The sequence below is a fragment of the Variovorax fucosicus genome, from assembly GCF_030316825.1.
Classification (GTDB): domain Bacteria; phylum Pseudomonadota; class Gammaproteobacteria; order Burkholderiales; family Burkholderiaceae_C; genus Variovorax; species Variovorax fucosicus.
The window spans coordinates 2,179,194-2,204,433 of the sequence record NZ_JASZYU010000001.1 but is presented as its reverse complement, the minus strand read 5'-3'; the positions used below and the strand labels follow the sequence as shown (position 1 = coordinate 2,204,433).

The following is a 25,240-nucleotide window of genomic DNA, read 5'->3' as shown; positions in this document are numbered from 1 at the left end:
CATCAAAGTGTAAGCCGGCTGCGAACGCAGAGCTTGCGCGACATTGCTCCACCTAGACATGTATGACTCTCAGAAATGAAAGGCGCCGCTCGCTAGCGGTCACCCAAGGGCATCCACTGCCGGATGTTGTCGATGGGGCGAAACAGCAGCCTGCGTCGCACGGGCTCATATACGCGCGTGTCACGCTCGAGCGCGTCAAGCAGGCCCTGCCAGTCGCGGCGTTCGATGCGTTGCAGCACCTCGTCTTCGGCACGAGTGTCATCGGCGCATTCCTCATCGTCAGCACGAAGCTCGCCCCCACGCAACAACTCGATGAAGCGCTGCGGATCTGCACTCATGTCATATTTGAAACGGGTCGTAGCATCGGCGCGCACGAACTGTGTGTATTGCGGCACACGATGAACCATCGTGTAGGCAAAGCGAAGGGTCAGGCGTGAAATCGATTCGCGCAGGCTGGTTTGCTCGGCCGCCTCAAGGTCGACATGCAGTTGCAGGCTGGTTAGTTCCCGTGCCGACGCGGCGGAGTTGCGGAACCCGGCTTCCTGGTAGATCGATGGCGCGATGCCGATCACCTGCTTGCCGAGCGCGCCCGCCTCCAGCGCGGCGCTGCCGTTGGCAACAACAATCGCATCGCATTGATCGATCAAGCCGAGTGTGCTGACGTCATCGGTGCTGGGAATCGCTTGAATGCCGCGACGCGCGGCCCAGTCCACGTAGTGGCGCTCAGCGTACTCGCCACCCTGGCGACCGATCTTCTCGCCCCAGTTCGGATGGCAGCGCAGCAACAGGTCGCGTGGCTCCAGCCCCAGATGATCGATCAGGGCGTCGTACGCCGCCAGCGGGTCAGCCCAGCCGGCCTCCCAGTCAGGATGCCCCCACACCTCGTTACGGCTGCTGGGGATGAGCAGAATTTTGTGCCGCCCACCCTTCACTGGCCAGTCGGCCGACGTGGCGCCAACGTTGTAGGCTCGCCACTCCTTGACGTTTTGTCGCAGGAAACGCCGCGCCACATACGATGCAGCTTGAACCGCTTGGCGGCCGGTCAGTGGCAGCTCGCGCCAGTGCCCGATCAGGCGGTGCACGCTGCCCAGACCAAGGCATGTTTCCTCGGGATAGAGCTGAAGCCCATCACCGAACCACGTCCGTTCGAGGCTGACCACGCGCACGCCGAGCGACTTCGCAGCCTCGTAGATGGCGCGCGTTGCATCCATTCGGCCATTGAACACGCAGACGGCGTCGAGTTTCTGGTCGCAGATCCAGGCCCGCGCCGCCTGATAGCTCAGTTGTACCGCGGGATGAAGACGTGCCGCGATGGCCTTGAACTCGGAGCCCGCGTAGTCGGCATCGGACTCGAAGCGACCCAGCGTGCTCGCACTCGAATGCGTCCAATCAGGCTGCGCCGGTGCCGCGTCGCGCGGCGCGCTCTCGCCAATCGAAGTGATGTTGCTCCGCGTATATGAGCGGATGCCGCCGGCTCGGCATTGCAGGCATTCTTGCCAAGCCGGCCGGTCGCGCATCTCGCGGGTGTAACAAGTAGGAAGGTCGGAATCGCAAGTCAGGAAAAAGGCTTCGTGCCCCGCCTTCTCGACGAGCCGGGCCAAGAAGTAAGCATGCTCGACGTGCGGGCGCCACGAGTAGATCGTGGCGAAGCCGATGCGCAACGGCTTCACACCAGCAGATCCCACGACACCGGCGTCGCGTAGCCGACGTCCTTGACGAGCACCCGGCCGACGATCTGATCCAGGAACTTCGGCGCCAACCCGTAACCGGGCCTCACGCTGCGCACCGCGTCGGCGGGCACTGTCTCCCCAGCCCTTAACGACTTGACGAAGTACAGCGAGCGGCGGAATTTCACGTTGCCTTGCTCGCTGGACTTGCGGCCGTAGTCGACACTGCCGAGTGCATCCCAGGCGGTGCGGCTGTCGCGGCACAGAGCCTCCAGTTCGCGCGGTTCGAGCGAGAAGCTGTCGTCAGGGCCGCCGCCGCTGCGATCCAACGTGAAGTGCTTCTCGATGATGGCGACGCCAAGTGCGATGCTCGCCAATGCGGTGGTGTTGTCCAATGTGTGATCCGATAGCCCGATCACTGCGCCGAAGCGTTCCCGCATGTCCGCGATCGTGTGCAGGTTGTAGTCGGCCGCCGGCGCCGGATAGCCACTGACGCAATGAAGCAGCGCGAGTTCTTTGCAGCCGCCGGTGCGGGCGGCCTCGACGGCTTCGCCGATCTCTTCTGCGTCTGCCATCCCAGTCGAGATGATCATCGGCTTGCCGGTACTTGCCACGTACCGGATCAGCGGCAGATCCACCGCCTCGAACGAGGCGATCTTGTAGGCCGGCGCACCCAGACTCTCGAGGAGATCGACTGCCGTCGCGTCAAAGGGCGAACTGAAGATCGTGATGCCGCACTTGTGCGCGTGCTCGAACAACACGGCATGCCAATTCCAAGGCGTGTGCGCCTCTTCGTACAAGTCGTAGAGCGTGCGACCGTCCCACACCCCACCTCGAATCTTGAACGGTTCTGCATCACTGTTCAACGTGATTGTGTCGGGCCGGTAGGTCTGCAGCTTGACGGCAGAGGCCCCCGCCGCCTTCGCTGCATCAATTATCCGCAGCGCGGTCTCAAGCTTGCCGTTGTGGTTGGCCGAAAGCTCCGCGATAACGTAGGGCGGCGCATCAATCGCGATGCGCCTACCGGCAATGACAATATTTGGATCTTGAGGCATGGTGTTCACCCCCTCGAAGCCGAGGACCATTCGTATTCGAGGAGGCCGAAACAGACCACCGCGTGGTAGCGCTGACCATCGAAATACTGGTCGCGCAGGATCCCCTCCTGGCGGAAACCCATGGCCGCATGGAAGCTGATGGAGGGCTGGTTGTATGCAATCGCCCGTCCGAAAACCTTGTGCAGCCCGAGGGCATCAAAGGCGTGATCGAGCGCGTGGCGGCCCATGGCGCGACCGGTTCCCTTAGGCGCTTCAGGGGCGACATAGAAGCCCCAGTCGGCGACGTGCGGATGGCCGCTCATGGTCAGACCGACGAAGCCCAGCGGCAATTCTTCCTTCTCGTATATCAGCAGATGACGGCTTGGATCGCGGGCGCTGCGTTCGAACCACGCAATATGTTCCTCGAGGCCGATTTCGTGCTGCGTGAACATGTTGTGTCGAACGTCGGGGTGATTGCGCCACTGGAGCACAAGGGTCAGGTCCGCGCCAGTCATCGGACGGATACGATCCACTGCGGAATTGCTGTCAGACATCGGGGGTCACCATCTCCGCCAACACGCGCGCAACGCCACGGCCGTCAGTGACGCAGCTGGCGGCATCGGCCATCTCATCGAGTTCGTCGCCTCGAAGCAGCCGACTCAAGATGCCGCTAAGGCTGTGCATCGCCGAATTCGCATCACCGAGCAGTACGGCGGCGCCGCAGGCCTCGAGCGCCCTCGCACCTGAAACCTGATTATCGGCCAACACCACTAGAAGCGTGGGAAGCCCGAGACAGCAGCGTTCCCACGCCGTTCCACCAGCTGCACCGATCGCCAAGTCGCTATCGACCATGCGCTGCGCCATGTCGTCGACATCGACCAGCACTTCGGTCGGCCAAGGCATCCGGCCAGCCTGCACGCGCACGCTCTCGAGCCAGGGCGCGGCTGCGCCCATGACGACGCTGAGCCGACAGTCTGGCGGCAGATCACAACGCTGCAGCGCGTGCAAGACCGATTCGGTGGCGTTCGGTTGATCAACCCCACCCATCGTGATCAGTAGGTGCCTAAGCACCGGCTCGGTTCGGCGCTGGAGGCTGCGCTCGCGCAACGCGGCAAACTCCCGACGCAGGAGTGCGAAGCGGGGCCCGGCAAGGACGCGGCACCCTGACGACACCAGCCGCTCATAGTCCGAAGCTTGACGGCCGAGGTTCTGGTCGACCAGTAACTCGCAACGATGCGACCGGTCGGCGAGATCATCGATCGCCAGCATGTGCGCAGCGTGGGCATGCAGTTCTACCTCCCAGCGCCCATCAAGCGCGTAGTGGTCGACAACGATCCAGTCAGTCCGCCGGCCACCCAGCGCTACGATGGTCTGCTGCGCGTCAGTCTGCCAGTCACAGCCCAGCCATCCCGCGTGCGCCGTCGTATCGGACACCGCCACTGGTGCGGCGGGAGTCAACGGCAAAGTCGCGACTTCGTAGCCTTGGCGGCCGATGTATTCCAGCAGGTGGCCGACATGAGCGCGGCTAACAAACCGGCATTGCGCCCCCCGCTCCTTCAGCGCCGACGCCAGCGCCAGGCACCGCATGACATGGCCGGTGCCGATCTGCAGCGATGCGTCGGCACGGAAGACCACGGTTGCACCAGCGAGGTCCGTCACGCCACCGCCTGCAGGGCCTTGAACATCCATTCGGCACGCACCCAGTCGTCCGACGTATCGATGTCTTGCACCCGATGCGGTGCCAACACCAGTGCCGCAGAAGCAGGGCCAAACAGAGTTTCGACCGACTGCCACGCTGGCGCTCGCCCCCAGTAGAACTGTCCGGCGTCGTAGTAGGCCTCCTCAAGGTCTTGAGAGCGGGTCTGGAAGTGCTCGGGGTTGAACATCGCCAGTCGGCCCGCAGCGTCAGTGCGAAACGCCCGCTGGATCGGAGACGGATACTTTGCGACCGAGAAGGCGAAGTCGCTGCCGCTACGCTCGAGCACATCGAGGCCGCGCCGAATGTCGTCGGCCAGAAGAAAGGGCGCCGTAGCGTAGATACAGCACACGAGACTCGGAGTCTCGCCAGTGGCTGCCTGCCACTCGATCGCGTGGCGCACGACCGGGATCGTGCCCGCATGGTCGTCAGACAACTCGAACGGGCGCACGAATGGCGCCTCGGCGCCCGCATCACGAGCCACCTGCGCGATCTCTGCGTCGTCGGTCGAGACGATCACGCGGTCGAAGCAGCCGCTGTCGTATGCGGCAGCAATCGACCACGCAATGATCGGCTTGCCGCAGAACGGCTTGATGTTCTTGCGCGGGATTCGTTTGCTGCCGCCACGCGCGGGAATGACGGCCAGTTTCACGCGAACAATGCCTTGTCCAAGACATCAATCACACGATTCTGCTGGTCATCGGTGAGGGTTGCGTACATCGGCAGGCTAATCGCCTCGGCGTAGTAGCGCTCGGCCTCAGGGTAGGTGCCGCTTGTGCTGCCAAGCCGTCGGTAGTACGGCTGCATGTGCACGGGGATGTAGTGCACGTTAACGCCGATGTTCTGCGCGCGCAACGCCTCGAACACGGCCAAGCGTCGAGTCGCCTCGACACGTACCACGTACAGATGGAGCCCCGAATAGCAATCCGGATGCTGCCACGGCGTGGTCAGCGGCAGCTTGGCGAGCAGTTCGTCATAGCGGCGGGCCACCTCGTGACGCCGCCGTACATAGTCGTGCAGCCGCGCCGTCTGGCTGAGGCCAAGCGCCGCCTGCAATTCGGTCATGCGGTAGTTGAAGCCCAGTTCGATCTGCTCGTAGTACCAGGGGCCATCGGGCTCGCGGCTCATCTGAGCCGGTTCGCGCGTCATGCCATGGCTTCGGAACAGCGCCATGCGTTCGGCGAGTTGCACGTCATTCGTCAGGGCCATTCCGCCTTCGGCACTGGTGATGATCTTCACCGGATGGAAGCTGAACACCGTGATATCGCTGAAGCGGCAATTGCCGACCGGCAGACCCTGGTAGCGGCCGCCCACGGCGTGTGAAGCATCTTCAATGATACGAAAGCCGTATTCGCGGCTAAGCGCTTGCATCGCAGCCATGTCGCAGCTCTGGCCGGCGAGGTGTACAGGCACAACGATCTTGGGCAGGCGGTTCTCGGTTCGGGCCTGCGCCAGTTTGCGGGCGAGGGCGTCGGGGGACAGGTTATAAGTGCGAGGATCAATGTCTACAAAATCAACCCGCGCTCCGCAATAAAGCGCACAGTTGGCGGAAGCTAGGAAGGTGATGGTGCTGGTCCAAAGCCAGTCACCCGGGCCCAGTCCAAGGGCGAGGCACGCGATGTGGAGTGCAGAGGTGGCGCTATTAACCGCGACCGCATAGCTGGCGGTGCAGACCTCGGCCACTGCGTACTCGAAGCGCGGCACGATGGGCCCCTGTGTCAACCAATCCGAATGCAGCACTGACGTAACGGCCGCGATGTCGTCAGCGATGACGTCCTGGCGGCCGTACGGAATGTGCGACATCAGAAGTTTCCGATCTTGTGCTGATTGGTGAGAATCCAGGATCGCAGCATGTCAACAGTCATCCACTCTGGATTGTTGTCACTGGCGTAGACAAAATCTTCAGGCACCTTGGTGCCGTCCTTGATGCGGCTCGGATCGATGCTCCATTTATGAATGGCCGGAAGAATCTTGAAGTGCTCCGGATACTCGTAAGTGTAAAGAGCATCCTCTGCGCTGATCATCTGTTCGTGCAGCTTTTCGCCAGGCCGGATGCCGATCACCTCCAGTTTCGCGTCCGGGGCGACTGCTTGAGCGACATCGGTGATGGCCATCGACGGGATCTTTTTGACATAGATCTCTCCGCCCTGCATGTCTGCGAAAGTGTGCCAAACAAGCTCGACCCCCTGCTCCAGAGAAATCATGAAGCGGGTCATCCGTCTATCAGTGATCGGCAAAACCCCTTTCTCTTTGATTGACAAGAAAAACGGAATTACAGATCCACGCGAGCCCATGACATTTCCATAGCGGACAACGGCAAAACGCGTGTCATGCCCGCCTGCGTATGAATTTCCTGCCACAAATAATTTGTCAGAAGCAAGTTTCGTTGCACCATACAAATTGATTGGACTACTGGCCTTGTCAGTAGACAAGGCCACGGCCCGCTTAACACCTTTATCTATGCAGGCATCAATGACATTCATTGCGCCATTGATGTTTGTCTTCACACATTCGAAAGGGTTGTATTCGGCGGTGGGAACAATTTTGGTGGCCGCCGCATGCACCACATAATCCACGCCATCTAGAGCGCGGTAAAGTCTCTCACGATCACGTACGTCACCGATAAAAAAACGGACTCGAGAATCCCCCTCATACTTTTTTGCCATTTCCCATTGTTTCATCTCGTCGCGCGAGTAGATGATGATTTTTCTGGGGTTGTATCTCGCCAGTGTCATTGCGACAAACGTATGTCCGAATGAGCCTGTTCCACCGGTAATAAGAATCGTTTTTTGGGAGAGCATTTTGCTTGTTTCAGATCATCATGGGCATGGCGAAGAGTATTCGACAATCTCCCCGCTTGTAGCGGTTTCCTCTGCAGCGTAGATAGCGTTCAAATTTTGATGGGCAGATTTTGGTATGTACCCAGGTACGAGCAACTGCAACATCCTTGACATCGCATTGATATCGTCACTACTGGCGGCGCTTAGCAGGGCCTGTAAATAACCTTCGAGAACGGGCCAGGTCATGAAGTCTTCACGCGCGCGAATGATGCGCGGATGACTAGTGGGCAGCGGATTTTCCCCAATGAGTAGTTCCTCGAACAACTTTTCACCGGGTCGCAGCCCCGTAATCTTAATGTGGATATCTCCATTCGGTCGTGCTGCGTCCCGAACCGTCAGGCCCGACAAAGCAATCATCCGCTTGGCCAAATCGAGAATCTTGATCGGCTTACCCATGTCGAGCACAAAAAGATCACCCCCATCAGCCAAGGCGCCCGCATGGAGCACCAGTTGCACAGCCTCGGGGATCGTCATGAAGTAGCGCATGACCTCCGGGTGCGTGACGGTGATTGGCCCCCCTTCAGCAAGCTGGGAGCGAAACATTGGCACCACGCTGCCACTCGATCCGAGCACATTGCCGAAGCGCACGATCGAGAAGCAGGTGTGGCGACGGTTCGTCTCCACCGGAACATCGCCGTTGTCGCCGAACGGACGCACATTGGTAGCGGCGAGCGACTGCAGAACCATTTCGGCGATGCGTTTGCTGGCTCCCATGATGTTGGTGGGTCGAACGGCCTTATCCGTCGAAATCAATACGAAGCGATCGACTTTCGCGTCGATCGCAGCGCGAGCCATATTCAAGGTGCCGAGTACGTTGTTGACAATCCCCTCGCCTGGATTTGCCTCAACTATGGGCACATGTTTGTATGCGGCAGCGTGATACACGGCAGCAGGTTTGTGAGCACCGCATATTGCAGAAATGCGCTCGAAATTGCAGACGCTGGCCAAGAGTGGTACCAAATGGACGTCGGTTCCACTGCGCTTGACCAACGAGGCCAGTTCGCGGTGAATGCTATAGAGCGCGAACTCACTGTGCTCAACAAGCAGCAACTCGCTCGGCCCCTGAAGCGTAATCTGACGGCAGAGTTCACTGCCGATGCTGCCACCGGCACCAGTCACCAGCACAACCCGTCCGGCGAGGCTGCGAGCCAGTAAGTCCGCCTGGACTGCGACAGGCTCGCGACCTAGCAAATCCTCAATGTCGAGATCCTTGAAGTCCTCAACGGTAACGCGCCCGCTCGCCAAATCGGCCAACCCAGGCAGCGAGCGAATACGAACGGGCAAAGACTGCAGCTGTCCGATGATCTGGTTGCGCCTTTGGCGGCTTGCGCTCGGCAACGCCAGAAGAATGTCAGTGACCGACAGCCGACTGACAGTGACAGCCGCGTCTGTTGAAGAGAAAACCGGGACGCCGTTGATGGTGCGCCCCCATTTCGTGGGGTCGTCATCGATGAAACCAAGCAAGGCGTACTGCTGAGCGCTCGCTAAAGCCGCCGCAGTCTGAGCACCTGCTGTCCCAGCACCGTATATGAGCAGGCGATTGCCCGGGTTGCTCGCTCTTCCCATCAGCCAATGCCATCCGAGTGTGCGGCTCGAGCTAACGAGGAGCAGAAAAATAAGTGGTTGAAGAAGGATCAAGCTGCGAGGAATGCCCTCCCAGTGGTACAGGCACCAGATGAACGGAAGGAGCATCAACCCGTATGCGCCAACAGCCTTGCCCGTGGCAAGAATCGCTGCGACCCCCGTATAGCGAAAAATCGCGCGGTACAAGCCAAAATGCACAAAGGTGGGGACAGCCAACAAGGGCGCGATCGCGTACGCCGCCCACTCAGCGCCCACAGGGCGATGGAGCACGTCAAGTCGCAGCGTGAAAGCAACCCACATGGAAAAGAGAGCAAGCCCCACATCGAGCGCGACGACGACGAGGCGCTTTCGCGAGCGAGGCCAGTTGAGCATCCCCCCCTGCATTTGACTTTTAGCCATCCTGCGAATCACGGTTGTTCGACATCGCTAGTATGTCTGGTGGCTAATGCCCTGCTGCTCCATGCAATTCCGCCTTTGCGGGCCATGCAACAGGAGCTAGAGAAGGGTGCAGTTTTTGTGCGTGCGCCCACTTTGCAGGCGCGGAAGCACACTGATCTCGAGGAACGACGCGGCACATTTTTACCAACCAGGACTGCGCCTCTTCTGTTTGGCGATTGAGCCCTAGCAGGACGGCAAGCGCCATGAAGTTACGCGAGCTGGGCGCTATTTGGGTTACATCCCTTGCCCATTGCAACTCCGCCGGGGACACACGAACGGCCGGGTCGAACTTCATGAAGCGCTGCGCTTCGCGCAGCTGAGTCAGGATTAACACGTCAGGGGGCTGGACAGGGCGACTGTTCTTGATACCTGCATTTTCAATCTGCAGAGCCGCATACGCGGCTTCCGCCCTGAAATAGTCCCGCACAACCACTCCTAGCAAAACCGCCCCAAGGCACCAAACGCCAAGCAGGAACCATCTCCCCCCCCTGTGGGGGTTGTGGTTGATCCGCCAAATTCCCAACTCTGCATTCAAAGCGCCCATCACCAAGCCTACAGGCAACAAGCAGTAGGCGTAATGCAGCGGGAACTCCAGCATTGCGTGAATTCCAACGACCATCACAAAGAGGAAGTACACAGCTTCCGGCGCGCGACGCACGCGCCGCGCCACGGTCAACAACCACGCCAACACGCAGGCAGTCAGCAGCAATCCAACCGGGAGCCCCGCCCACAAGACGAAGTCGAGAAAAAGATTGTGCGACTGCGAGAAGGGGTAGCCCATGGCGGGATGGTGATCCGCTACGTTCAGTTGCGCCGGTATTACTTCATTCCAACCGTAGCCACTGAAAGGCCGCTGCCAGGCGGCGTCTACTAGCATGCGCCATAGCTTTGGCCTGAGTTCGCCCGTGAGGCGATCTGTCATCGAAACAGGCGCTTCGAGCATCAGAAGTTGACTAAGGGGCGTCAAAGCCAGCAATACCACCCCATACAACGCAGTCAACCCGCTGGCGTAAAGGTGCGTGCGCCCATTCGCCCATAGCGGTCGCCACCACCAGACCGCGAGCACTATCGCAACAAGGCCTATCGCACCGCTGCGTGATTGCGTGAGGGCCAAACCGAGAATGAGAAATGCTGCGAGCAATAGTGCCGCCCCGCGTCCTATATGTCCGCGCCATGCACCCCAGCCGCCGGCAAGCATCCCCCACAACAGCAAAGTGGCAAGCTGGTTGGGTTGGCCCATATTCGCATAAGGACGCACGCCGTCCACGCTCGATACCCAGACGTCCAAGGATCCGTCTCGGGTAAGCCCCAGCCACTGTTGAAGCTGGAGGCCGACCGAAACAACCGACGCTATCCCGATGGCTAGAAACAGGATATCGCCCATGCAGACCTGGCGCCAACCATGCCACTGCTGACCTACCAACAGGGCCAGAAATAACCCAAGCAAATAGGCACTCGCAATCCATGCCTGCCCTGCAAATGGCAATAGTCCCGTTGCGAGTTGCAAAAACGGCAAGGGCACCAGAAAAGCGACCACCAAGGCCAAACCATGCCAGACCAGCCCTTGCGTAGCGCGCACCAACACCACAAGGCTGATACTTGCGAGGACAACAGCAATCCAAGCGTCAGAATGAAATGAAGACCATGGCCGCGCGTGGTTTGGGAGAAGCCAGGTCAGCGACAACAGAACGACAGCCAACGCCACCCATACCGGGGCAAGAGACACGCGAGAAATATGATTGGCCATAGCGCTTGAAATTCCTGGGCGCAAAAAAAGCCCCATGCGGGGCTTTTTTAATTAGTCGCCTGAATTAGATTCGGCATTCCGACGGGACGAATTTGTTTTTCGTGGCATCGGTAACCTTGCAAGTCCAAGTGATTGGCCCGCCAGGAAGCGTGTTCGCGGCCAAAGCAGCACCGTTCGCCAATGGCGTCAGATTCAGCGTCAATCCACCTGCATTGGTAGTAGTAACCATGACGATCTGGCCGTTGGTAGCGCTCGTCGTCATGCTGGTGACATTCTTCGTGCCTGAACCAGATGCAAAATCAGCGACGCCAAGAGCGAGCGACGATGCGGTATTGGCAGCATTTTCTGCAACGGTGGCCTTGTTGCCCGATGCCAAAACCAAGGCTTCCGATACGCGAGCGCGCACCGTGTAGTCCTGATACGCCGGCAGAGCCACAGCAGCCAGGATACCGATGATCGCCACGACGATCATCAATTCGATAAGGGTGAAGCCGGCTTGTGCGCGGCGTGCGATGGAACGACGGTTCATTTCAAAAAACTCCAGGTTGGTTGATAGAGCCCGGAGAGCCCCCGGTGCGCTGCTCTATCCGCAGCATCTGTGCCACCCACCGCGGAGGGCTCAATCAGCGCGTTTAATGTGGATTTGTTCACATCCGTGTTACAGCGTGTGACGCAACCTGTTGCAACCACCGCGTCTGTGATGACAAATTTGTCACGTGGCCCAAATCTGTCAGCCCTCAGAGCGTCAGAACTGCCGCCGCCTGCAGCCACCGGATGTCGCGCGGCTCAAGCCCGTGCATCTGCCAGCCTTCGGTAAAAGCGTCGATCTGGCTCATGATTTCTTCGGTCTCGGCGGGCTTGGTGTGGGTGATGTAGATCGGGTAGTGCTTGCCGGGGCCGATCTGGGCCAGTTCGTCGGCCAGGGTGGCGGGGGACAGGTGCAGGCTGCGCTGGGCCAGCGCCTGCTCGCGGTTGCTGAAGGCGGTTTCGATCACCAGCATGCCCACGTCGAGCTGGTTCACGCGCTGCCAGAAGGGGCCGTTGCGCTCGGTGTCGCCGCTGAAAACCCAGTGGGGGCCGCCTTCGGCGCAGCGGATGGCGTAGCCGCAGGCCGGCACGGTGTGAACGGCGGGCAATACTTCAAGATGCTTGGGCTCGCGGCTGCCGAGCTGCAGGGTCTGGCCCACGGCCACGTCGTGAAAGGTGACGAATGGGGCTTCGGTGCTGGGGATGTTGGCGAAATCGGGCCAGATCACGTTGTTGAACACGTGGACACGCAGCGCGTTGTTGGTGGCGTGCAGCGCATGCACGCGCAGGGGCCGGCTGCGGCGGCTGGCCACGGCGTCGATCATCAGGGGCAGGGCGGCGATGTGGTCGAGGTGCGAATGGGTGAGCACCACGTCGTCGATGGCGGCCATTTCTTCAAGGCTGAGGTCGCCCACGCCCGTGCCGGCGTCGACCAGCAGGTCGGTGTCGACCAGAAACGAGGTCGTGCGACAGTCTTTGGCAATGGCGCCCGAGCAGCCCAGCACACGCACCTGCATCTTTGCGAAACCCTCTTGGTCAGTCACTTCGTTTCAAACCGGGTTGCGCCGTCCCAGTTCCGGATTTTGGGCTGCAACGCCATCGAGGCTAAACGTTCCGTATACAACCGGTAAAGGAATTTTTTGGCAGACCGCGCCACCAGCGGGGCCAGTGCAGCCTTGGCGGCCACAAGATCCTGCGCGCGATAAGCCAGCAGGAACGCGCCCCAGGCTTCCAGTTCTTCGCGCAGCGCCACGGTCTGCTGCTCGGCGGCGGCCAGCGGCGTGAAGATCGTGACCACCTGCTCCTTGCCTTTGACCCGCACCTGATCCAGCTCCTGCCAAATGTAAGCGAGCGCTGACTGCTGCGTGGAGCGATTGGCGACGATCTCCACGCCGTAGTACCCGCTCAGGCCTTCGAGCCGGGCGGCCAGGTTGACCGCATCGCCGACCACGGTGTAGCTGCGCCGCACGGCGGAGCCCATGTCGCCCACGCTCATGACGCCGGTGTTGAGCCCGATGCCAACGCTGATGCCCGGAAGGCCTCTGGCCAGATGCGCCTGGTTGATCTCCCGCACCGCAGCGGCCATTTCGACGGCGGCCTGCACCGCGAGGGCGGCGTGATCCGGCATGCCGACCGGTGCGCCCCAGAAGGCCATGACGCAATCGCCCATGTATTTGTCGATGGTGCCGCGGCGCTGGCTGATGATTTCGGTCAAGCGGCTGAAGACTTCGTTCAGAAAGGCCTGGAGTTCAACCGGCGCCATCTGCTCCGACAAGCGGGTGAAGCCGCGCATGTCGCAGAACATCACGGTCAGTTCCTTGCTTTCGGCCCGCATGCTGTAGAGGTGCGGGCGCTCGAGCATTTCGTCGACCAGCTGGGGCGGCACGTAGGTTCCGAACAGGCGCGCCAGCCCGCGCCGGCCACGTTCTTCCACAAAGTAGCCCCAGCTCATGTTGATGCCGAAGGCCAGGCTGACCATCATCAACGCGGCAGCCAGCGGCATAACCAGCCGGGCCTGCGCATGCAGCCAGGCATTGAGCCCGACCAGCACGGCAGCCGTGGCGATGGCCAGCAGCGCGGCCGGAGGCGCCGAGAGCAGGCTCAGGCCAGTGGCCAATACCGCGCCCGCCATGACCAGCATGGCCACGTCGTAGCCCGGCGCGTAGTCGGGCACGGTGAGCATGCGGCCGTCGAGCAGCCCCGACACCACGTTGGCATGCACTTCGATCCCGGGGTAAGTGGCGCTGACCGGCGTGGCCCGAAGATCCTGCAGCCCGGGTGCGGTGGCGCCGACCATCACGATCTTGCCGCGCAGCTCTGCCGGCGCCAGTCGTCCGGCCAACACATCCCCAGCCGGGATGTAGCGAAACGACCCGCCATCCGGCCCGCCGTTGCCCCGGAACGGCACCAGCACGCCGGCTTGCGAGTCGACCGGCACCACGATGCGCCCGGCACCACGGCCAACCACCAGCGCTTCGAGCGGCGGGGGCGGCTTTGCCCCCTGCGCGAGCACTGGCCGCACCGAGTCAGCGCCGCTCGCAAGCCGGTACACCGCGAGCGACAACGACTCGTAGTAGCCCGACGCAGCGCCGTCCGAAGCCTTGTCGAGCGCGTCGTAGCGCGCCAGCAGCGGTGTGGCACGGATCACGCCATCGTCGTTGGCGTCGATCACCGAATTGATGAAACCGGCCCGCGGCGCTGCGGCGGCCAGCGCCTCCAGATTGGCGCCGTAGCCGTTCCACTGCGTGGCGTAAGTCCCGTTGGGTGGCAACGCGTCCGGCGCCAGCAGCGGCGCCGGCAACCGACCTCTGGCGCGCGGCGCTTCGGTCCGGGTGAAGTAGTAGCCGAGCGCGACGGGCTGCCCGGCCAATGCGCGTGCAAATGCGGCGTCCCGGTCCAACTCCGGCGCCAACCGCTGCAGTTCGGTCTCGAAGCCGGCATTTCCGCGCAACGGCCCGCGCGCCAGCTGTTGCAGGGTTTCCAGGCCGGCGCTGTGGTCGGGTTCGGCGAACACCACGTCGAAGCCGATCACTGCCGCCTGCTGGCGCGTGGTGAGTTCGGTGGCGAGTTTGGCCAGCTTGTCGCGGCTCCAGGGCCATTGGCCCCATTGCTGCAGGCTGACGTCGTCGATGTCGACGATGACGATGCGCGGGTCCCGCGTGCCCGGCATGGCGGCTCGCAGGCGCGCGTCGTAGATGAAGTGGTCGAGCCGCTCGACCAGCGGCAGGCGCCACACGCCGGTGGCGTGCAACAGCGCCAGCAAGACCGGCAACAGCGTGACGGCGATGCGCGCGCGGTGGCGGCGCAGCCGCGTCATCGCGCCCCGAGCCACCGCTCAGGCTTGGACGAACTGCATCCGGGTGCCGCCGAGTTCGAGCACGTCGCCGTCCTGCAGGGCGACCGCTTCGGCACCGAGCGGTTCGCCGTTGAGCACGGTGCCGCCATCGATCGGTGCCACCACGTAGCCTTGCAGGCGGCGCGTGACTGCTGCAACGGCCACGCCGGGCTTGCCGATGGTGGTGACGACCTTCTGCAGCGAGAGTTCGCGGCCGGCGCCCGCACCCGACAACACGCGGATGACGGCAACGCCGCCAGGCGCGACGAGGGGTGCGTTTTCGGTGGGCGCGGAAGACAGGGGAATGGGCATCGGCGGCGAAGCGATGTAGCTTCGCACCATGCTGGCACCTTCCGGCGCGCTGCCGCCCGCCAGGTAGCGGATCTTGTACTTGCCGACTTCGATGATGTCGTTGTGCTCGAGCGCCTGCTTCTTGATGGCGTGCGCGTTGACGTAGGTACCGTTGGTGCTGTTGAGATCTTCAAGATAGACGTCGCTGCCGATCATGTGCAAGACGGCATGCTCACCGCTGATCGCCAGATTGTCGATCACGATGTCGTTGTAGGGCCGCCGTCCCAGCGTGGTGCGGTCCTTGGCGAGCGTCACTTCCTTGATGACAACCCCATCGATCGAAACGATCATTTTCGGCATGGCCGACTCCTGGATCTCAATGTGTTTTTGTACAGCCTGGCCCCACGGAACGAGCGTCCATTTCCTGAGCCCCCATCATGCGGCGACATCGGATGCAGAACTGCTGTTGGCGCGAGCAAGAACAACAGAAATATTGTCCCGGCCTCCATTCTCGTTCGCAATTGCAACCAAAAGTGTTGCTTTTTCTGAAAGCCCGATATCTTGTAACAAAAGTGTGAAAAGCTGCCCCTCGGCAACCATCTCGCTCAACCCATCCGAACATAGCAGGTAGAGGTCGTTCGGGCGAACGTTGTGTTCGTGCATTTCGAGGCCGACGTGTCGCTCGATGCCCAACGCGCGGGTGACCAGGTTGCGATGCGGCGACTGGGCAGCCTGCTCGGCGGTGATGGCACCCGAGTCGAGCTGCTCCTGCAGCAGGGAATGGTCGCGCGTCAGCTGTTCGAGCTTGCCGTCCCGCAGCCTGTAACAACGCGAGTCGCCAATGTGGCCCACGGTGACCCGGTGCGGCCCGAAAGCGGCCACCACGAGCGTGGTGCCCATGCCCTGAAGTTGCAGATTGGCCACACCTGCTTCCAGGATGGCGTCATTGGCCTCGTCGACGCCCGCCTGCAAGGCCCGTCGGATCGCGCGCGCCGGGGCGCGAGGCCCCGCATGGGCCAGCCAGCGACCGAAACTGGCCTGCAGCAATGCGATCGCCATGCCGCTGGCCACCTCGCCGCCGTTGTAGCCCCCCATGCCGTCGGCCAGGATGGCAAGGCCGAGCGCGGGGTCGAACGCGATCGCGTCTTCGTTGTTGGCGCGCACCCGGCCGGAGTCGGTGAGTGCCGCGAAATCCCAAGGCAATGCCACGGCCCCGTGGACGGGTGCGGCGTTCGAAATTGCCATGGAGGGATTCGCTCTCGTTCAGTGCGCCGCGTGCGCGCGTTTTTGGAACATGCGGCCGAGGGCCACGACAAATGCCGCGCCGGCCGCCGCCGCCGCGTAGTGCAGCCAGGGCTTGGCCGCCAGTACCTCGCGCAGCGACACGTCGCTCACGATGGTTTCGCCGCCAACCCAGCCGATCAGCGCGGCGCCCACCATGACGATGATCGGGAAGCGCTCCATGAGCTTGATCATCAGGGTGCTGCCGAAAATCACCAGGGGGATGCTGATCGCCAGGCCGAGGATCAGCAACACCATGCTGCCCTGCGCTGCCGCAGCCACCGCGATCACGTTGTCCAGGCTCATCACCAGGTCGGCAATCAGGATGGTTCGTACCGCGGCCATCAGGGTTCCGTACTCCTTGGCTCCGCCGTCGTCTTCGTCTTCATCGCCAAACAGCTGAACACCGATGTAGAGCAACAGCAGGCCGCCGACGATCTGCAGGTAAGGCAGCGCCAGCAGTTTGGCCGCCACCACGGTGAGCACGATACGCAACACCACGGCGGCACCCGACCCGAACAGCACCGCTTTCTGCTGCTGATGCGGGGGCAGGGAACGGGCGGCCAGCGCGATCACCACCGCGTTGTCGCCCGAAAGGATGATGTTGATCCAGATAATCTTGACCAGTCCGATCCAGAAGTCAGCACTTTGCAACATTTCCATTTGTCTTCTCCACGTCTGTTATGAATTGAAAAAGCGCCCGCACCCTTGGGGTTGCGAGCGCTTCTCTTTTTGTGGGAGTCTTCGATCGCTGAAGCCGGTTTTACAACCGCGCCTTCAGCAGCTTGCCCAACTCCGAGAAGTTGCGCGTCACGGTAAACCCGCACTCTTCCATGATGGCGAGCTTGGCTTCGGCCGTATCGGCGCCGCCGGAGATCAGCGCGCCGGCATGGCCCATGCGCTTGCCCGGGGGCGCGGTGACGCCGGCGATGAAGCCGACGATCGGCTTCTTCATGTTGTCCTTGCACCAGCGGGCCGCATCGGCTTCGTCGGGGCCGCCGATTTCGCCGATCATGATCACCGCGTCGGTGTCGGGGTCGTCGTTGAAGGCCTTCATCACGTCGATGTGCTTCAGCCCGTTGATCGGGTCGCCGCCGATGCCGACCGCGCTCGACTGGCCGAGGCCGATTTCGGTGAGTTGCGCCACGGCTTCATACGTGAGCGTGCCCGAGCGCGAGACCACGCCGATGCGGCCCTTGCGGTGGATGTGGCCGGGCATGATGCCGATCTTGATTTCGTCGGGCGTGATCAGGCCGGGGCAGTTCGGGCCGAGCAGCAAGGTCTTCTTGCCACCGGCGGCTTCCTTGGCCTTCATCTTGTTGCGCACTTCGAGCATGTCGCGCACCGGGATGCCCTCGGTGATACAGATCGCCATGTCGAGGTCGGCTTCGACGGCTTCCCAGATCGCGGCGGCAGCACCCGGAGGCGGCACGTAGATCACCGACACGGTGGCGCCGGTCTGCTTGGCCGCCTCTTTGACCGAACCGAAGATCGGGATGTTGAAGATCGACTCGCCGGCCTTCTTCGGGTTCACGCCTGCGACGAAGCAGTTCTTGCCGTTCGCGTATTCCTGGCACTTTTCGGTGTGGAACTGGCCGGTCTTGCCCGTGATGCCCTGGGTGATGACTTTGGTGTCTTTGTTGATGTAGATGGACATGGCGTTTCCTTAGGCTTTCTTGACTGCTGCCACGACCTTCTGGGCCGCGTCCGCCATGGTGTCGGCGCTGATGATCGGCAGGCCCGAATCGGCCAGCAGCTTCTTGCCTTCGACTTCGTTGGTGCCCTTCATGCGCACCACCAGCGGCACCTGCAGGTTCACGGCCTTGCAGGCCGCGATCACGCCGGTGGCGATGGTGTCGCACTTCATGATGCCGCCGAAGATGTTGACGAGGATGGCCTCGACGTTCTTGTTCTTCAGCATGATCTTGAAGGCTTCGGTCACCTTCTCGGGGGTGGCGCCGCCGCCCACGTCGAGGAAGTTGGCCGGCTCGCCGCCGAACAGCTTGATGGTGTCCATCGTGGCCATGGCCAGTCCGGCGCCGTTCACCAGACAGCCGATGTTGCCGTCGAGGCTGATGTAGGCCAGGTCGAACTTGGAAGCCTCGACCTCGGCCGCGTCTTCTTCGTCGAGGTCGCGGAAGGCGACGATCTCGGGGTGGCGGAACAACGCGTTCGGGTCGAAGTTGAACTTCGCGTCGAGCGCCTTGATGTTGCCGTTGCCTTCAAGGATCAGCGGGTTGATTTCCACCAGAGACGCGTCGGTCTCCATGTAGATCTTGTAGAGCTTCTGCATCACGTCGACCGCTTGCGGCTGTGAGGCCTCGGGGATGCCGATGCCGGCTGCCAGCTTGGTGCCTTGCGCGTCGGTCAGGCCGACGGCCGGATCGACGAAGTCGGTGATGATCTTTTCGGGCGTGTCGTGGGCCACGCCCTCGATGTCCATGCCGCCTTCGCTCGAGACGATGAACGCCACGCGCTGGGTGGCGCGGTCGGTCACGGCCGAGACGTAATACTCTTTCTTGATGTCGGCGCCGTCTTCGATCAGCAGGCGACGCACTTTCTGGCCTTCGGGGCCGGTCTGGTGCGTGATGAGCTGCATGCCGAGAATCTCGCCGGCCAGCTTCTTCACCTCGTCGATCGAGCGCGCCAGCTTGACGCCGCCGCCCTTGCCGCGGCCACCGGCGTGGATCTGGGCCTTGACCACCCACACGGGGCCGCCAAGTTTCTGGGCGGCTTCGACCGCCTCCTGAACCGTGTATGCCGGGATGCCGCGCGGCACCGGCACACCGAACTTGGCAAGGATTTCCTTGCCCTGGTACTCGTGAATCTTCATGAGGATGTCTCTCGGAAGCGGAAGTGGGTCGGGAGAAGAGGGCTGTTGTCCGGGGGCCACGGCGCGCAACGGGGCGGGGCCGGCGAACAACCGGGGAATGTATCATGGTGCGCTGCACCAACCGCGGGCCCCGCCTGCGGTCAATACGTACTTTCTCCTGCCTCAATACGCCCCATGGTCAAGGTCTTCATCGACGGCGAAGCCGGCACCACCGGCCTGCAAATCCGCGAGCGGCTCGCCACGATGCCTAGCATCGAGGTGGTCAGCATCGCGCCCGAGTTGCGCAAGGACGCGGCCGCCAAGCGCGAGCTGATGGCCAGTGTCGACCTGGTGGTGCTGTGCCTGCACGACGATGCCGCGATCGAATCGGTCGCGCTGATCGACCAGCTCAACGGCAAGAAGCCCAAGATCATCGACGCCTCGACCGCGCACCGCACCAACCCGGGCTGGGCTTTCGGGTTTCCGGAGCTGGTTGCCGGCCACTGGGAGCTGGTGGCCAATGCCGACCGCGTGGCCAACCCCGGCTGCTACGCCACCGGCGCCATCGCCATCGTCCGCCCGCTGGTCGATGCCGGACTGCTGCCGGCCGACTTCCCCATCGCACTGCCGTCGGTCAGCGGCTATTCCGGCGGCGGCCGCACCATGATCGAGGCCTACGAAAAAGGCGAGGCGCCGCTGTTCGAGACCTATGCGCTCGGCCTCAAGCACAAGCACATCCCGGAAATCATGAAGTACACCGGCCTCACGCGCCGGCCCGTCTTCATTCCTTCCGTCGGCAACTTCAAGCAGGGCATGCTGGTGCAGCTGCCGCTGCATCTGGACGACCTGCCGGGCAAGCCGAAGGCCGCCGACCTGCACGATGCGCTGGCCGCCCACTACGCCAGGAGCAACACGCCGGCGAAGTTCGTGAAGGTGCTGCCGCCTACCGAGGGCGGCAAGATCGATCCGCTCGCGCTCAATGACACCAACGAGCTCGAGATTCGCGTGTTTCCGAACGAAGACCACCGCCACGCGGTCGTCATTGCCCGGCTCGACAACCTCGGCAAGGGCGCCAGCGGCGCGGCGGTGCAGAACCTGCAGTTGATGCTGGGACTCTGAGCCCGCAGCCAGCAGCGGCGGCGGCTGCAATCTCTTTGCTACACATTTGATAGCTGCCCCGCTATCATCTGCGCCCAGCAAACGAGGAGAAGTCATGGCCGCCAAATTCCAGAAACCCACAGGTGCGTTCGTCGCCGCGTCGTGGACTGCGCTGTTCGTCGGCGCCGTCGTGTACCTCCTCGGGCTGTGGAACGCCTCGATGCAGCTCAACGAAAAGGGCTACTACTTCACCATCCTGATGTATGGCCTGTTCGCCGCGGTCTCGCTGCAGAAGTCGGTGCGTGACCGGCTCGAGGGCATCAACGTCACGGGCATCTACTACAGCCTGTGCTGGGTGTCGCTGCTGCTGTCGATCGCGCTGCTGGCGGTCGGCCTCTTCAATGCCACGCTGGCCAACAGCGAGAAGGGCTTCTTCGCGATGGCCTTCCTGCTGGCCCTGTTCGGCGCGGTCGCGGTGCAGAAGAATGTGCGCGACATCGGCTCCGACAAGGCCGAAGCGGCGCTCGACGGCGCCACGACCGACGAAGCCTGAGCGACCCGCGCCGGCTCAGCGCAGCATCGCTGACATCGCCGAGCAGCAGTTCAGCATGCGCACCGCGGCTTCGACCGTCGGTGCGCCAAAGCGCAATTCGGTCGGCGCGACGCGCTCGAAGGCAGGCCACTGGCAGAACAGATCGGCCAGTGCCGGTGACTGGGTGTGCAAGGTGACGGCGAGCGGCGTCGGCCACACCAGCGGGGCCGCGTTGCCCCGGTTTTCCAGCGCCGACACCACCCCAGCACGGATGGCCGCGCAGGACTGCGCCGGCGACAGCGAGATGCCGCTGGTCTGGCCCGTGGCCCGCTTGGTCTGCACGAAGACGGCCTGCGGAAAGAGCGCACGGTTCTCGGCGATGAACACATCGTCGCCGCTGCCCATCAGCACCGGCGCGCCGTACTCGCCGGCCAGCGCGCCGTAAAGGCCGGCTTCGCTCATCGGCTGGCCATCGAATGCGATGCCGGCAAAGGCAAAGCTGTTGATGGTGTGGGCCAGGATGCCCGCACCCTGGGCACGCGAGTGGTAGCCGACCATGCAGACGCCATCCACGCCGAGGTCGACGCCGGCCACCATGCTGAGGTAGCGCGGCTTGCCCTGGATGACCTGCGCGCGCGCATCGAGCACGTCGGGCAGCAGGTTGCGGAAGTCGCCATGCGAATCGTTGACGTAGACCTCGGCCGCCCCGCCTTCGAAGGCGCCGGCGATCGCGGCGTTGGCCTCGTCGGTCATCCAGCGGCGGGCGCGCTCGTACTCGGGATTGCCGGCGCGCACCTGCTGGGAATGAAAGACGCCGGCCACGCCTTCGATGTCGACGGAAATCAGGATTTTCATGGCGTCTCAGAGGCGATCGATTTTGGGATCCAGCGCGTCGCGCAATCCGTCGCCCAGCAGATTGAAGGCCAGCACGGTGAAGAAGATGGCCAGCGACGGGAACAGCGCCACGTGCGGTGCGTTGACCATGTCGGCACGCGCCTCGTTCAGCATCGCACCCCACTCGGGCGTCGGCGGCTGCGCGCCCATGCCGAGGAACGACAGGCTGGCCGCCGTGATGATCGACGTGCCCAGCCGCATCGTGAAGTACACGACGATGGCCGAGATGGTGCCCGGCAGGATGTGCCGCAGCAGGATGGTCCGGTCGCTCGCGCCGATGCTGCGCGTGGCCTCGATGTAGGTCAGGTTCTTCAGCACCAGCGTGTTGCCGCGCACCAGGCGCGCAAAGGCCGGCACGCTGAACACCGAGACGGCGATCACGACGTTGACCATGCTGCTGCCGAGGATCGCGACCACGCCGATGGCAAGCAGGATGCCGGGGAAGGCGAAGAGCACGTCGGAGATGCGCATCACGATGCGATCCCACCAGCCGCCGTAGAAGCCCGCCAGCAGGCCCAGCACGGTACCGATGATGGCGCCCAGCACCACCGACATGAAGCCGGCCGCCAGCGAGATGCGCGCGCCCATCAGGATGCGGCTGAAGATGTCGCGCCCGAGCGGGTCGACGCCGAACCAGTGCGCCATCGACGGCGGCGAGTTGAGACGGTCGTAGTCGAAGAAGTTCTCGGCGTCGTAAGGCACGATCCACGGCGCGAGGATCGCCACCAGCACCAGCAGCAGCACGAACACCAGCGCGCCGAAGGCCACGTGCTGCATGCGGAACTTGCGCCAGAACTCGGTCCACGGCGTACGCACCGCAGACGCAACTTCGATGGTGTGGCTTTCACTCATCTCGCCCCTCCTCGCCCAGAAGTCTCTCTGCGCGGAACACCGCGGAACGGGCTCCGCCCGGCCGCAGGTGTTGCCCCCGGCAGGGGGTTGGCGCAGCGACACGAAGTGCGCGAAGACTGGGGGCGAGCATCATCTGTATCGAATGGTGGGATTGATGAAGCCATAGAGCACGTCGACCACGAGGTTGATCAGGATGAACTCGAGCGAAAAGAGCAGCACGAGCGTCTGGATGATGGGGTAGTCGCGCATGTCGACCGCGTCGACCAGCAGGCGGCCGAGGCCGGGCCAGTTGAACACCGCCTCGACCACGATCGAGCCGCCCAGCAGGAAGCCGAACTGCAGCCCCATCATCGTGACGACGGGGATCAGCGCATTGCGCAGGCAATGCTTCAACACCACGAGCTTCTCGGGCACGCCCTTGGCACGCGCGGTGCGCACGAAGTCCTCCTGGATCACCTCGATGAACGACGCGCGCGTGAAGCGCGCCATCACGGCCGCCACGGCGGCGCCGAGCGTGATCGAGGGCAGGACGTAGTGGCGCCACGAGTCCGCGCCCACAGTCGGCAGCCAACCGAGCTGAACCGAGAACACCTGCATCAGCAGCATGCCCAGCGCGAAGGCCGGGAACGAGATGCCGGACACGGCCAGCGTCATGCCGATGCGGTCGGGCCACTGGTTGCGGTACACCGCCGAGGTGATGCCGATCGCCATGCCGAACAGCACCGCCCACGCCATGCTGGTGAGCGTGAGCAGCAGCGTGGGCATGAAGCGCTCGGCGATCTCGGTCGACACCGGGCGCCGCGAGCGCAGCGAATGGCCGAAGTCGCCCTGCAGCATGTTCCCGAAGAAGCTCAGGAACTGCTGCGGCAGCGACTTGTCCAGGCCCAGCTCCTGCCGCACGAGGGCGATCGTCTCGGGCCCGGCGTCCGCCCCTGCGGCGAGCCGCGCCGGATCGCCCGGCAGCATGTGCACGAACAGGAACACCAGCACCGCGACGATGAAGAGCGTCGGCAGCAGACCCAGCAGCCGCTTGATGACGTAGTGGGTCATGGTCGAAGCGCCAGGATCACTTCAGTTCGACTTCATCGAAGTTGAAGCTGCCGTCCGGGATCATGTAGAAGCCCGCCAGGTTGCGCGCCCGCACCGACAGCAATTGCTCGGTCACCAGGAAGGCCCAGGGTGCGTCCTTCCAGATGCGTTGCTGCGCATCGGCGTAGATCTTTGCCTTGGCGGTCGGGTCGGTGGTGACGAGCGCCTTCTTGATGTCGGCATCGACCTCGTCGTTCTTGTAGTAAGCGGTGTTGAAGAGCTTCGGCGGGAAGGATTCGGACGCCAGCAGCGGACGCATCGCCCAGTCGGCCTCGCCGGTGGACGACGACCAGCCGACGTAGTACATGCGCACCGGTGCAGTGGCCGGATCCTGCGCGCTTTCGACGCGCTCGACGCGCTGGCCCGCTTCGAGCGCCAGCACCTGCACCTTGACGCCGACCTGCGCCAGCTGCTGCTGCACGAACTGGATCACCTTCTGAGCGGTCGTGTAGTTGTAGGCAGACCAGAGCGTGGTCTCGAAGCCGTTCGGATAGCCGGCTTCCTTCAACAGCTCCTTGGCCTTGGCCGGGTTGTACGGCCAGGGGCCGAGCTTGGTCGCGCCGTCCACGCCTTTGGGCAGCACGCCCTCGGCAGGAATCGCATAGCCGGAGAAGGCGACCTTGACCAGGGCTTCCTTATTGATCGCGTAGTTGATGGCCTCGCGCACCTTCGGGTTGTCGAAGGGCTTCTGCGTGGTGTTCATCGAGATGTAGCGCTGGATGATCGACGGCGCGGCGGTCACCTCCAGGCTCGGCTTGTCCTTGAGGGTCTGCGCGGCTTCGGGCGGCATCGGGAATGCGAAGTGCGCCTCGTTGGTCTGCATCATTGCAGCACGCGTGTTGTTGTCGACCACCGGGCGCCAGGTGATGGTGTCGACCTTCGGATAGCCCTTGCGCCAGTAGCCATCGAACTTGGCAACCTTGAGGTAGTCGGTGGCCTTCCACTCGACGAACTTGAACGGGCCGGTGCCGACCGGGTTCTGTGCGATGCCCTTGCTGCCGAACTTGGCGAGCGCGGCCGGCGAGATGATCACGCCCGACGGATGCGCCAGCGTGTTGATGAAGGGCGAGAAGGGCTCGGTGAGCGTGAAGCGCACCGTCGTCGCGTCCACCGCCTCGGTCTTGGCGATGTTCTTGTACAGGTTGTAGCGCTTGAGCTTGTTGTCGGGGTTGGTCACGCGGTCGAAGGTGACCTTCACCGCTTCGGCGTTGAAGGGCGTGCCATCGTGGAACTGGATGCCGGTCTTGAGCTTGACGGTGTAGACCAGCCCGTCCTTGCTCACCGTGTAGCCGGTGGCGAGCACCGGCACCATCTTCATGTCCTTGTCGAAGCCGTAGAGGCCTTGGTAGAAAGACTTGGCGACGGCCTGCGACAGCGTGTCGTTGGCGTCGTACGGGTCGGTGGTGGTGAAGTTCGACTGCACCGCGACCACCACGTCCTTGGCGGCGTAGGCAGACAGCGCGAAACCAGCCAGTGCCAGCGCACCTGCGATGTGGGAGAGGCGTTTGTTGAGCATGCAAGGA

At 62.8% G+C, this 25,240-nt stretch carries 23 protein-coding genes; 2 read left to right on the top strand and 21 right to left on the bottom strand.

The window, feature by feature from the left end; all coding sequences use genetic code 11:
• Positions 1–92: 92 nt before the first annotated feature.
• The 17 genes from QTI05_RS10530 to sucC form a co-directional block, all read right to left on the bottom strand.
• Complete coding sequence (locus QTI05_RS10530) at positions 93–1,670, bottom strand: hypothetical protein (RefSeq protein WP_286624313.1); 1,578 nt, start codon at positions 1,668–1,670, stop codon at positions 93–95.
• On the bottom strand, positions 1,667–2,752 hold the full coding sequence (pseI, locus tag QTI05_RS10525) for a pseudaminic acid synthase (RefSeq protein WP_286624312.1): 1,086 nt from the start codon (positions 2,750–2,752) through the stop codon (positions 1,667–1,669). Before pseI ends, QTI05_RS10530 begins: the two co-directional genes overlap by 4 nt.
• On the bottom strand, positions 2,728–3,255 hold the full coding sequence (gene pseH / locus QTI05_RS10520) for a UDP-4-amino-4,6-dideoxy-N-acetyl-beta-L-altrosamine N-acetyltransferase (RefSeq protein WP_286624311.1): 528 nt from the start codon (positions 3,253–3,255) through the stop codon (positions 2,728–2,730). The genes pseI and pseH overlap by 25 nt, the downstream gene beginning before the upstream one ends.
• The gene (gene pseG, locus QTI05_RS10515; RefSeq protein ID WP_286624306.1) at positions 3,248–4,360 is read right to left on the bottom strand and encodes a UDP-2,4-diacetamido-2,4,6-trideoxy-beta-L-altropyranose hydrolase; all 1,113 of its coding nucleotides are present in this window, start codon (positions 4,358–4,360) and stop codon (positions 3,248–3,250) included. The genes pseH and pseG overlap by 8 nt, the downstream gene beginning before the upstream one ends.
• Positions 4,357–5,049, bottom strand: a complete 693-nt coding sequence (pseF, locus tag QTI05_RS10510; protein WP_286624304.1) for a pseudaminic acid cytidylyltransferase — start codon at positions 5,047–5,049, stop codon at positions 4,357–4,359. Before pseF ends, pseG begins: the two co-directional genes overlap by 4 nt.
• A complete protein-coding gene (gene pseC, locus QTI05_RS10505; protein WP_286624302.1) occupies positions 5,046–6,200 on the bottom strand; it encodes a UDP-4-amino-4,6-dideoxy-N-acetyl-beta-L-altrosamine transaminase in 1,155 nt (384 codons plus the stop codon). Before pseC ends, pseF begins: the two co-directional genes overlap by 4 nt.
• On the bottom strand, positions 6,200–7,198 hold the full coding sequence (gene pseB, locus QTI05_RS10500; protein WP_286624300.1) for a UDP-N-acetylglucosamine 4,6-dehydratase (inverting): 999 nt from the start codon (positions 7,196–7,198) through the stop codon (positions 6,200–6,202). The genes pseC and pseB overlap by 1 nt, the downstream gene beginning before the upstream one ends.
• 18 nt (positions 7,199–7,216) lie before the next feature.
• On the bottom strand, positions 7,217–9,205 hold the full coding sequence (locus tag QTI05_RS10495; protein ID WP_286624660.1) for a polysaccharide biosynthesis protein: 1,989 nt from the start codon (positions 9,203–9,205) through the stop codon (positions 7,217–7,219).
• A gap of 58 nt (positions 9,206–9,263) precedes the next feature.
• Positions 9,264–11,006: a PglL family O-oligosaccharyltransferase gene (locus tag QTI05_RS10490; RefSeq protein ID WP_286624298.1), complete on the bottom strand. Its 1,743-nt coding sequence runs from the start codon at positions 11,004–11,006 to the stop codon at positions 9,264–9,266.
• Between the two features lie 64 nt (positions 11,007–11,070).
• Entirely contained in the window at positions 11,071–11,535 is a 465-nt protein-coding gene (locus tag QTI05_RS10485; RefSeq protein WP_286624297.1) for a pilin, read from the bottom strand.
• 208 nt (positions 11,536–11,743) lie between these two features.
• Entirely contained in the window at positions 11,744–12,550 is an 807-nt protein-coding gene (locus QTI05_RS10480; RefSeq protein ID WP_286541452.1) for a 3',5'-cyclic-nucleotide phosphodiesterase, read from the bottom strand.
• Positions 12,551–12,573: 23 nt separating this feature from the next.
• Entirely contained in the window at positions 12,574–14,850 is a 2,277-nt protein-coding gene (locus QTI05_RS10475) for a CHASE2 domain-containing protein (RefSeq protein WP_286624296.1), read from the bottom strand.
• A gap of 18 nt (positions 14,851–14,868) precedes the next feature.
• Entirely contained in the window at positions 14,869–15,519 is a 651-nt protein-coding gene (locus QTI05_RS10470) for an FHA domain-containing protein (RefSeq protein WP_286540235.1), read from the bottom strand.
• 75 nt (positions 15,520–15,594) lie between these two features.
• Positions 15,595–16,404: a Stp1/IreP family PP2C-type Ser/Thr phosphatase gene (locus QTI05_RS10465; protein WP_286624295.1), complete on the bottom strand. Its 810-nt coding sequence runs from the start codon at positions 16,402–16,404 to the stop codon at positions 15,595–15,597.
• Positions 16,405–16,422: 18 nt separating this feature from the next.
• Positions 16,423–17,103 carry a TerC family protein gene (locus QTI05_RS10460; protein WP_286540239.1) on the bottom strand — a complete coding sequence of 227 codons (681 nt, stop codon included), beginning with the start codon at positions 17,101–17,103 and terminating at the stop codon, positions 16,423–16,425.
• Positions 17,104–17,203: 100 nt separating this feature from the next.
• Positions 17,204–18,097 carry a succinate--CoA ligase subunit alpha gene (gene sucD / locus QTI05_RS10455; RefSeq protein WP_286540240.1) on the bottom strand — a complete coding sequence of 298 codons (894 nt, stop codon included), beginning with the start codon at positions 18,095–18,097 and terminating at the stop codon, positions 17,204–17,206.
• Between the two features lie 9 nt (positions 18,098–18,106).
• Positions 18,107–19,273: an ADP-forming succinate--CoA ligase subunit beta gene (sucC, locus tag QTI05_RS10450; protein ID WP_286540241.1), complete on the bottom strand. Its 1,167-nt coding sequence runs from the start codon at positions 19,271–19,273 to the stop codon at positions 18,107–18,109.
• A 174-nt stretch (positions 19,274–19,447) separates the two neighbouring features.
• Here sucC and argC point away from each other — a divergent pair, with 174 nt between their 5' ends.
• Together argC and yiaA are read left to right on the top strand one after the other, a co-directional pair.
• Positions 19,448–20,371, top strand: coding sequence for an N-acetyl-gamma-glutamyl-phosphate reductase (argC, locus tag QTI05_RS10445; RefSeq protein WP_286624294.1), 924 nt, complete (start codon positions 19,448–19,450; stop codon positions 20,369–20,371).
• A 94-nt stretch (positions 20,372–20,465) separates the two neighbouring features.
• Complete coding sequence (gene yiaA / locus QTI05_RS10440; protein ID WP_286624293.1) at positions 20,466–20,903, top strand: inner membrane protein YiaA; 438 nt, start codon at positions 20,466–20,468, stop codon at positions 20,901–20,903.
• A gap of 15 nt (positions 20,904–20,918) precedes the next feature.
• Here the strand turns inward: yiaA and QTI05_RS10435 are convergent, their stop codons facing one another.
• From QTI05_RS10435 to gsiB, 4 genes are all read right to left on the bottom strand, one after another.
• Positions 20,919–21,737: a M55 family metallopeptidase gene (locus tag QTI05_RS10435; RefSeq protein ID WP_286540246.1), complete on the bottom strand. Its 819-nt coding sequence runs from the start codon at positions 21,735–21,737 to the stop codon at positions 20,919–20,921.
• 6 nt (positions 21,738–21,743) lie between these two features.
• Positions 21,744–22,628 carry a glutathione ABC transporter permease GsiD gene (gene gsiD, locus QTI05_RS10430; protein ID WP_286540247.1) on the bottom strand — a complete coding sequence of 295 codons (885 nt, stop codon included), beginning with the start codon at positions 22,626–22,628 and terminating at the stop codon, positions 21,744–21,746.
• Between the two features lie 129 nt (positions 22,629–22,757).
• Positions 22,758–23,678, bottom strand: a complete 921-nt coding sequence (gene gsiC, locus QTI05_RS10425) for a glutathione ABC transporter permease GsiC (RefSeq protein ID WP_286624291.1) — start codon at positions 23,676–23,678, stop codon at positions 22,758–22,760.
• 16 nt (positions 23,679–23,694) lie between these two features.
• Entirely contained in the window at positions 23,695–25,233 is a 1,539-nt protein-coding gene (gene gsiB / locus QTI05_RS10420; RefSeq protein WP_286624290.1) for a glutathione ABC transporter substrate-binding protein GsiB, read from the bottom strand.
• Positions 25,234–25,240 lie beyond the last annotated feature (7 nt).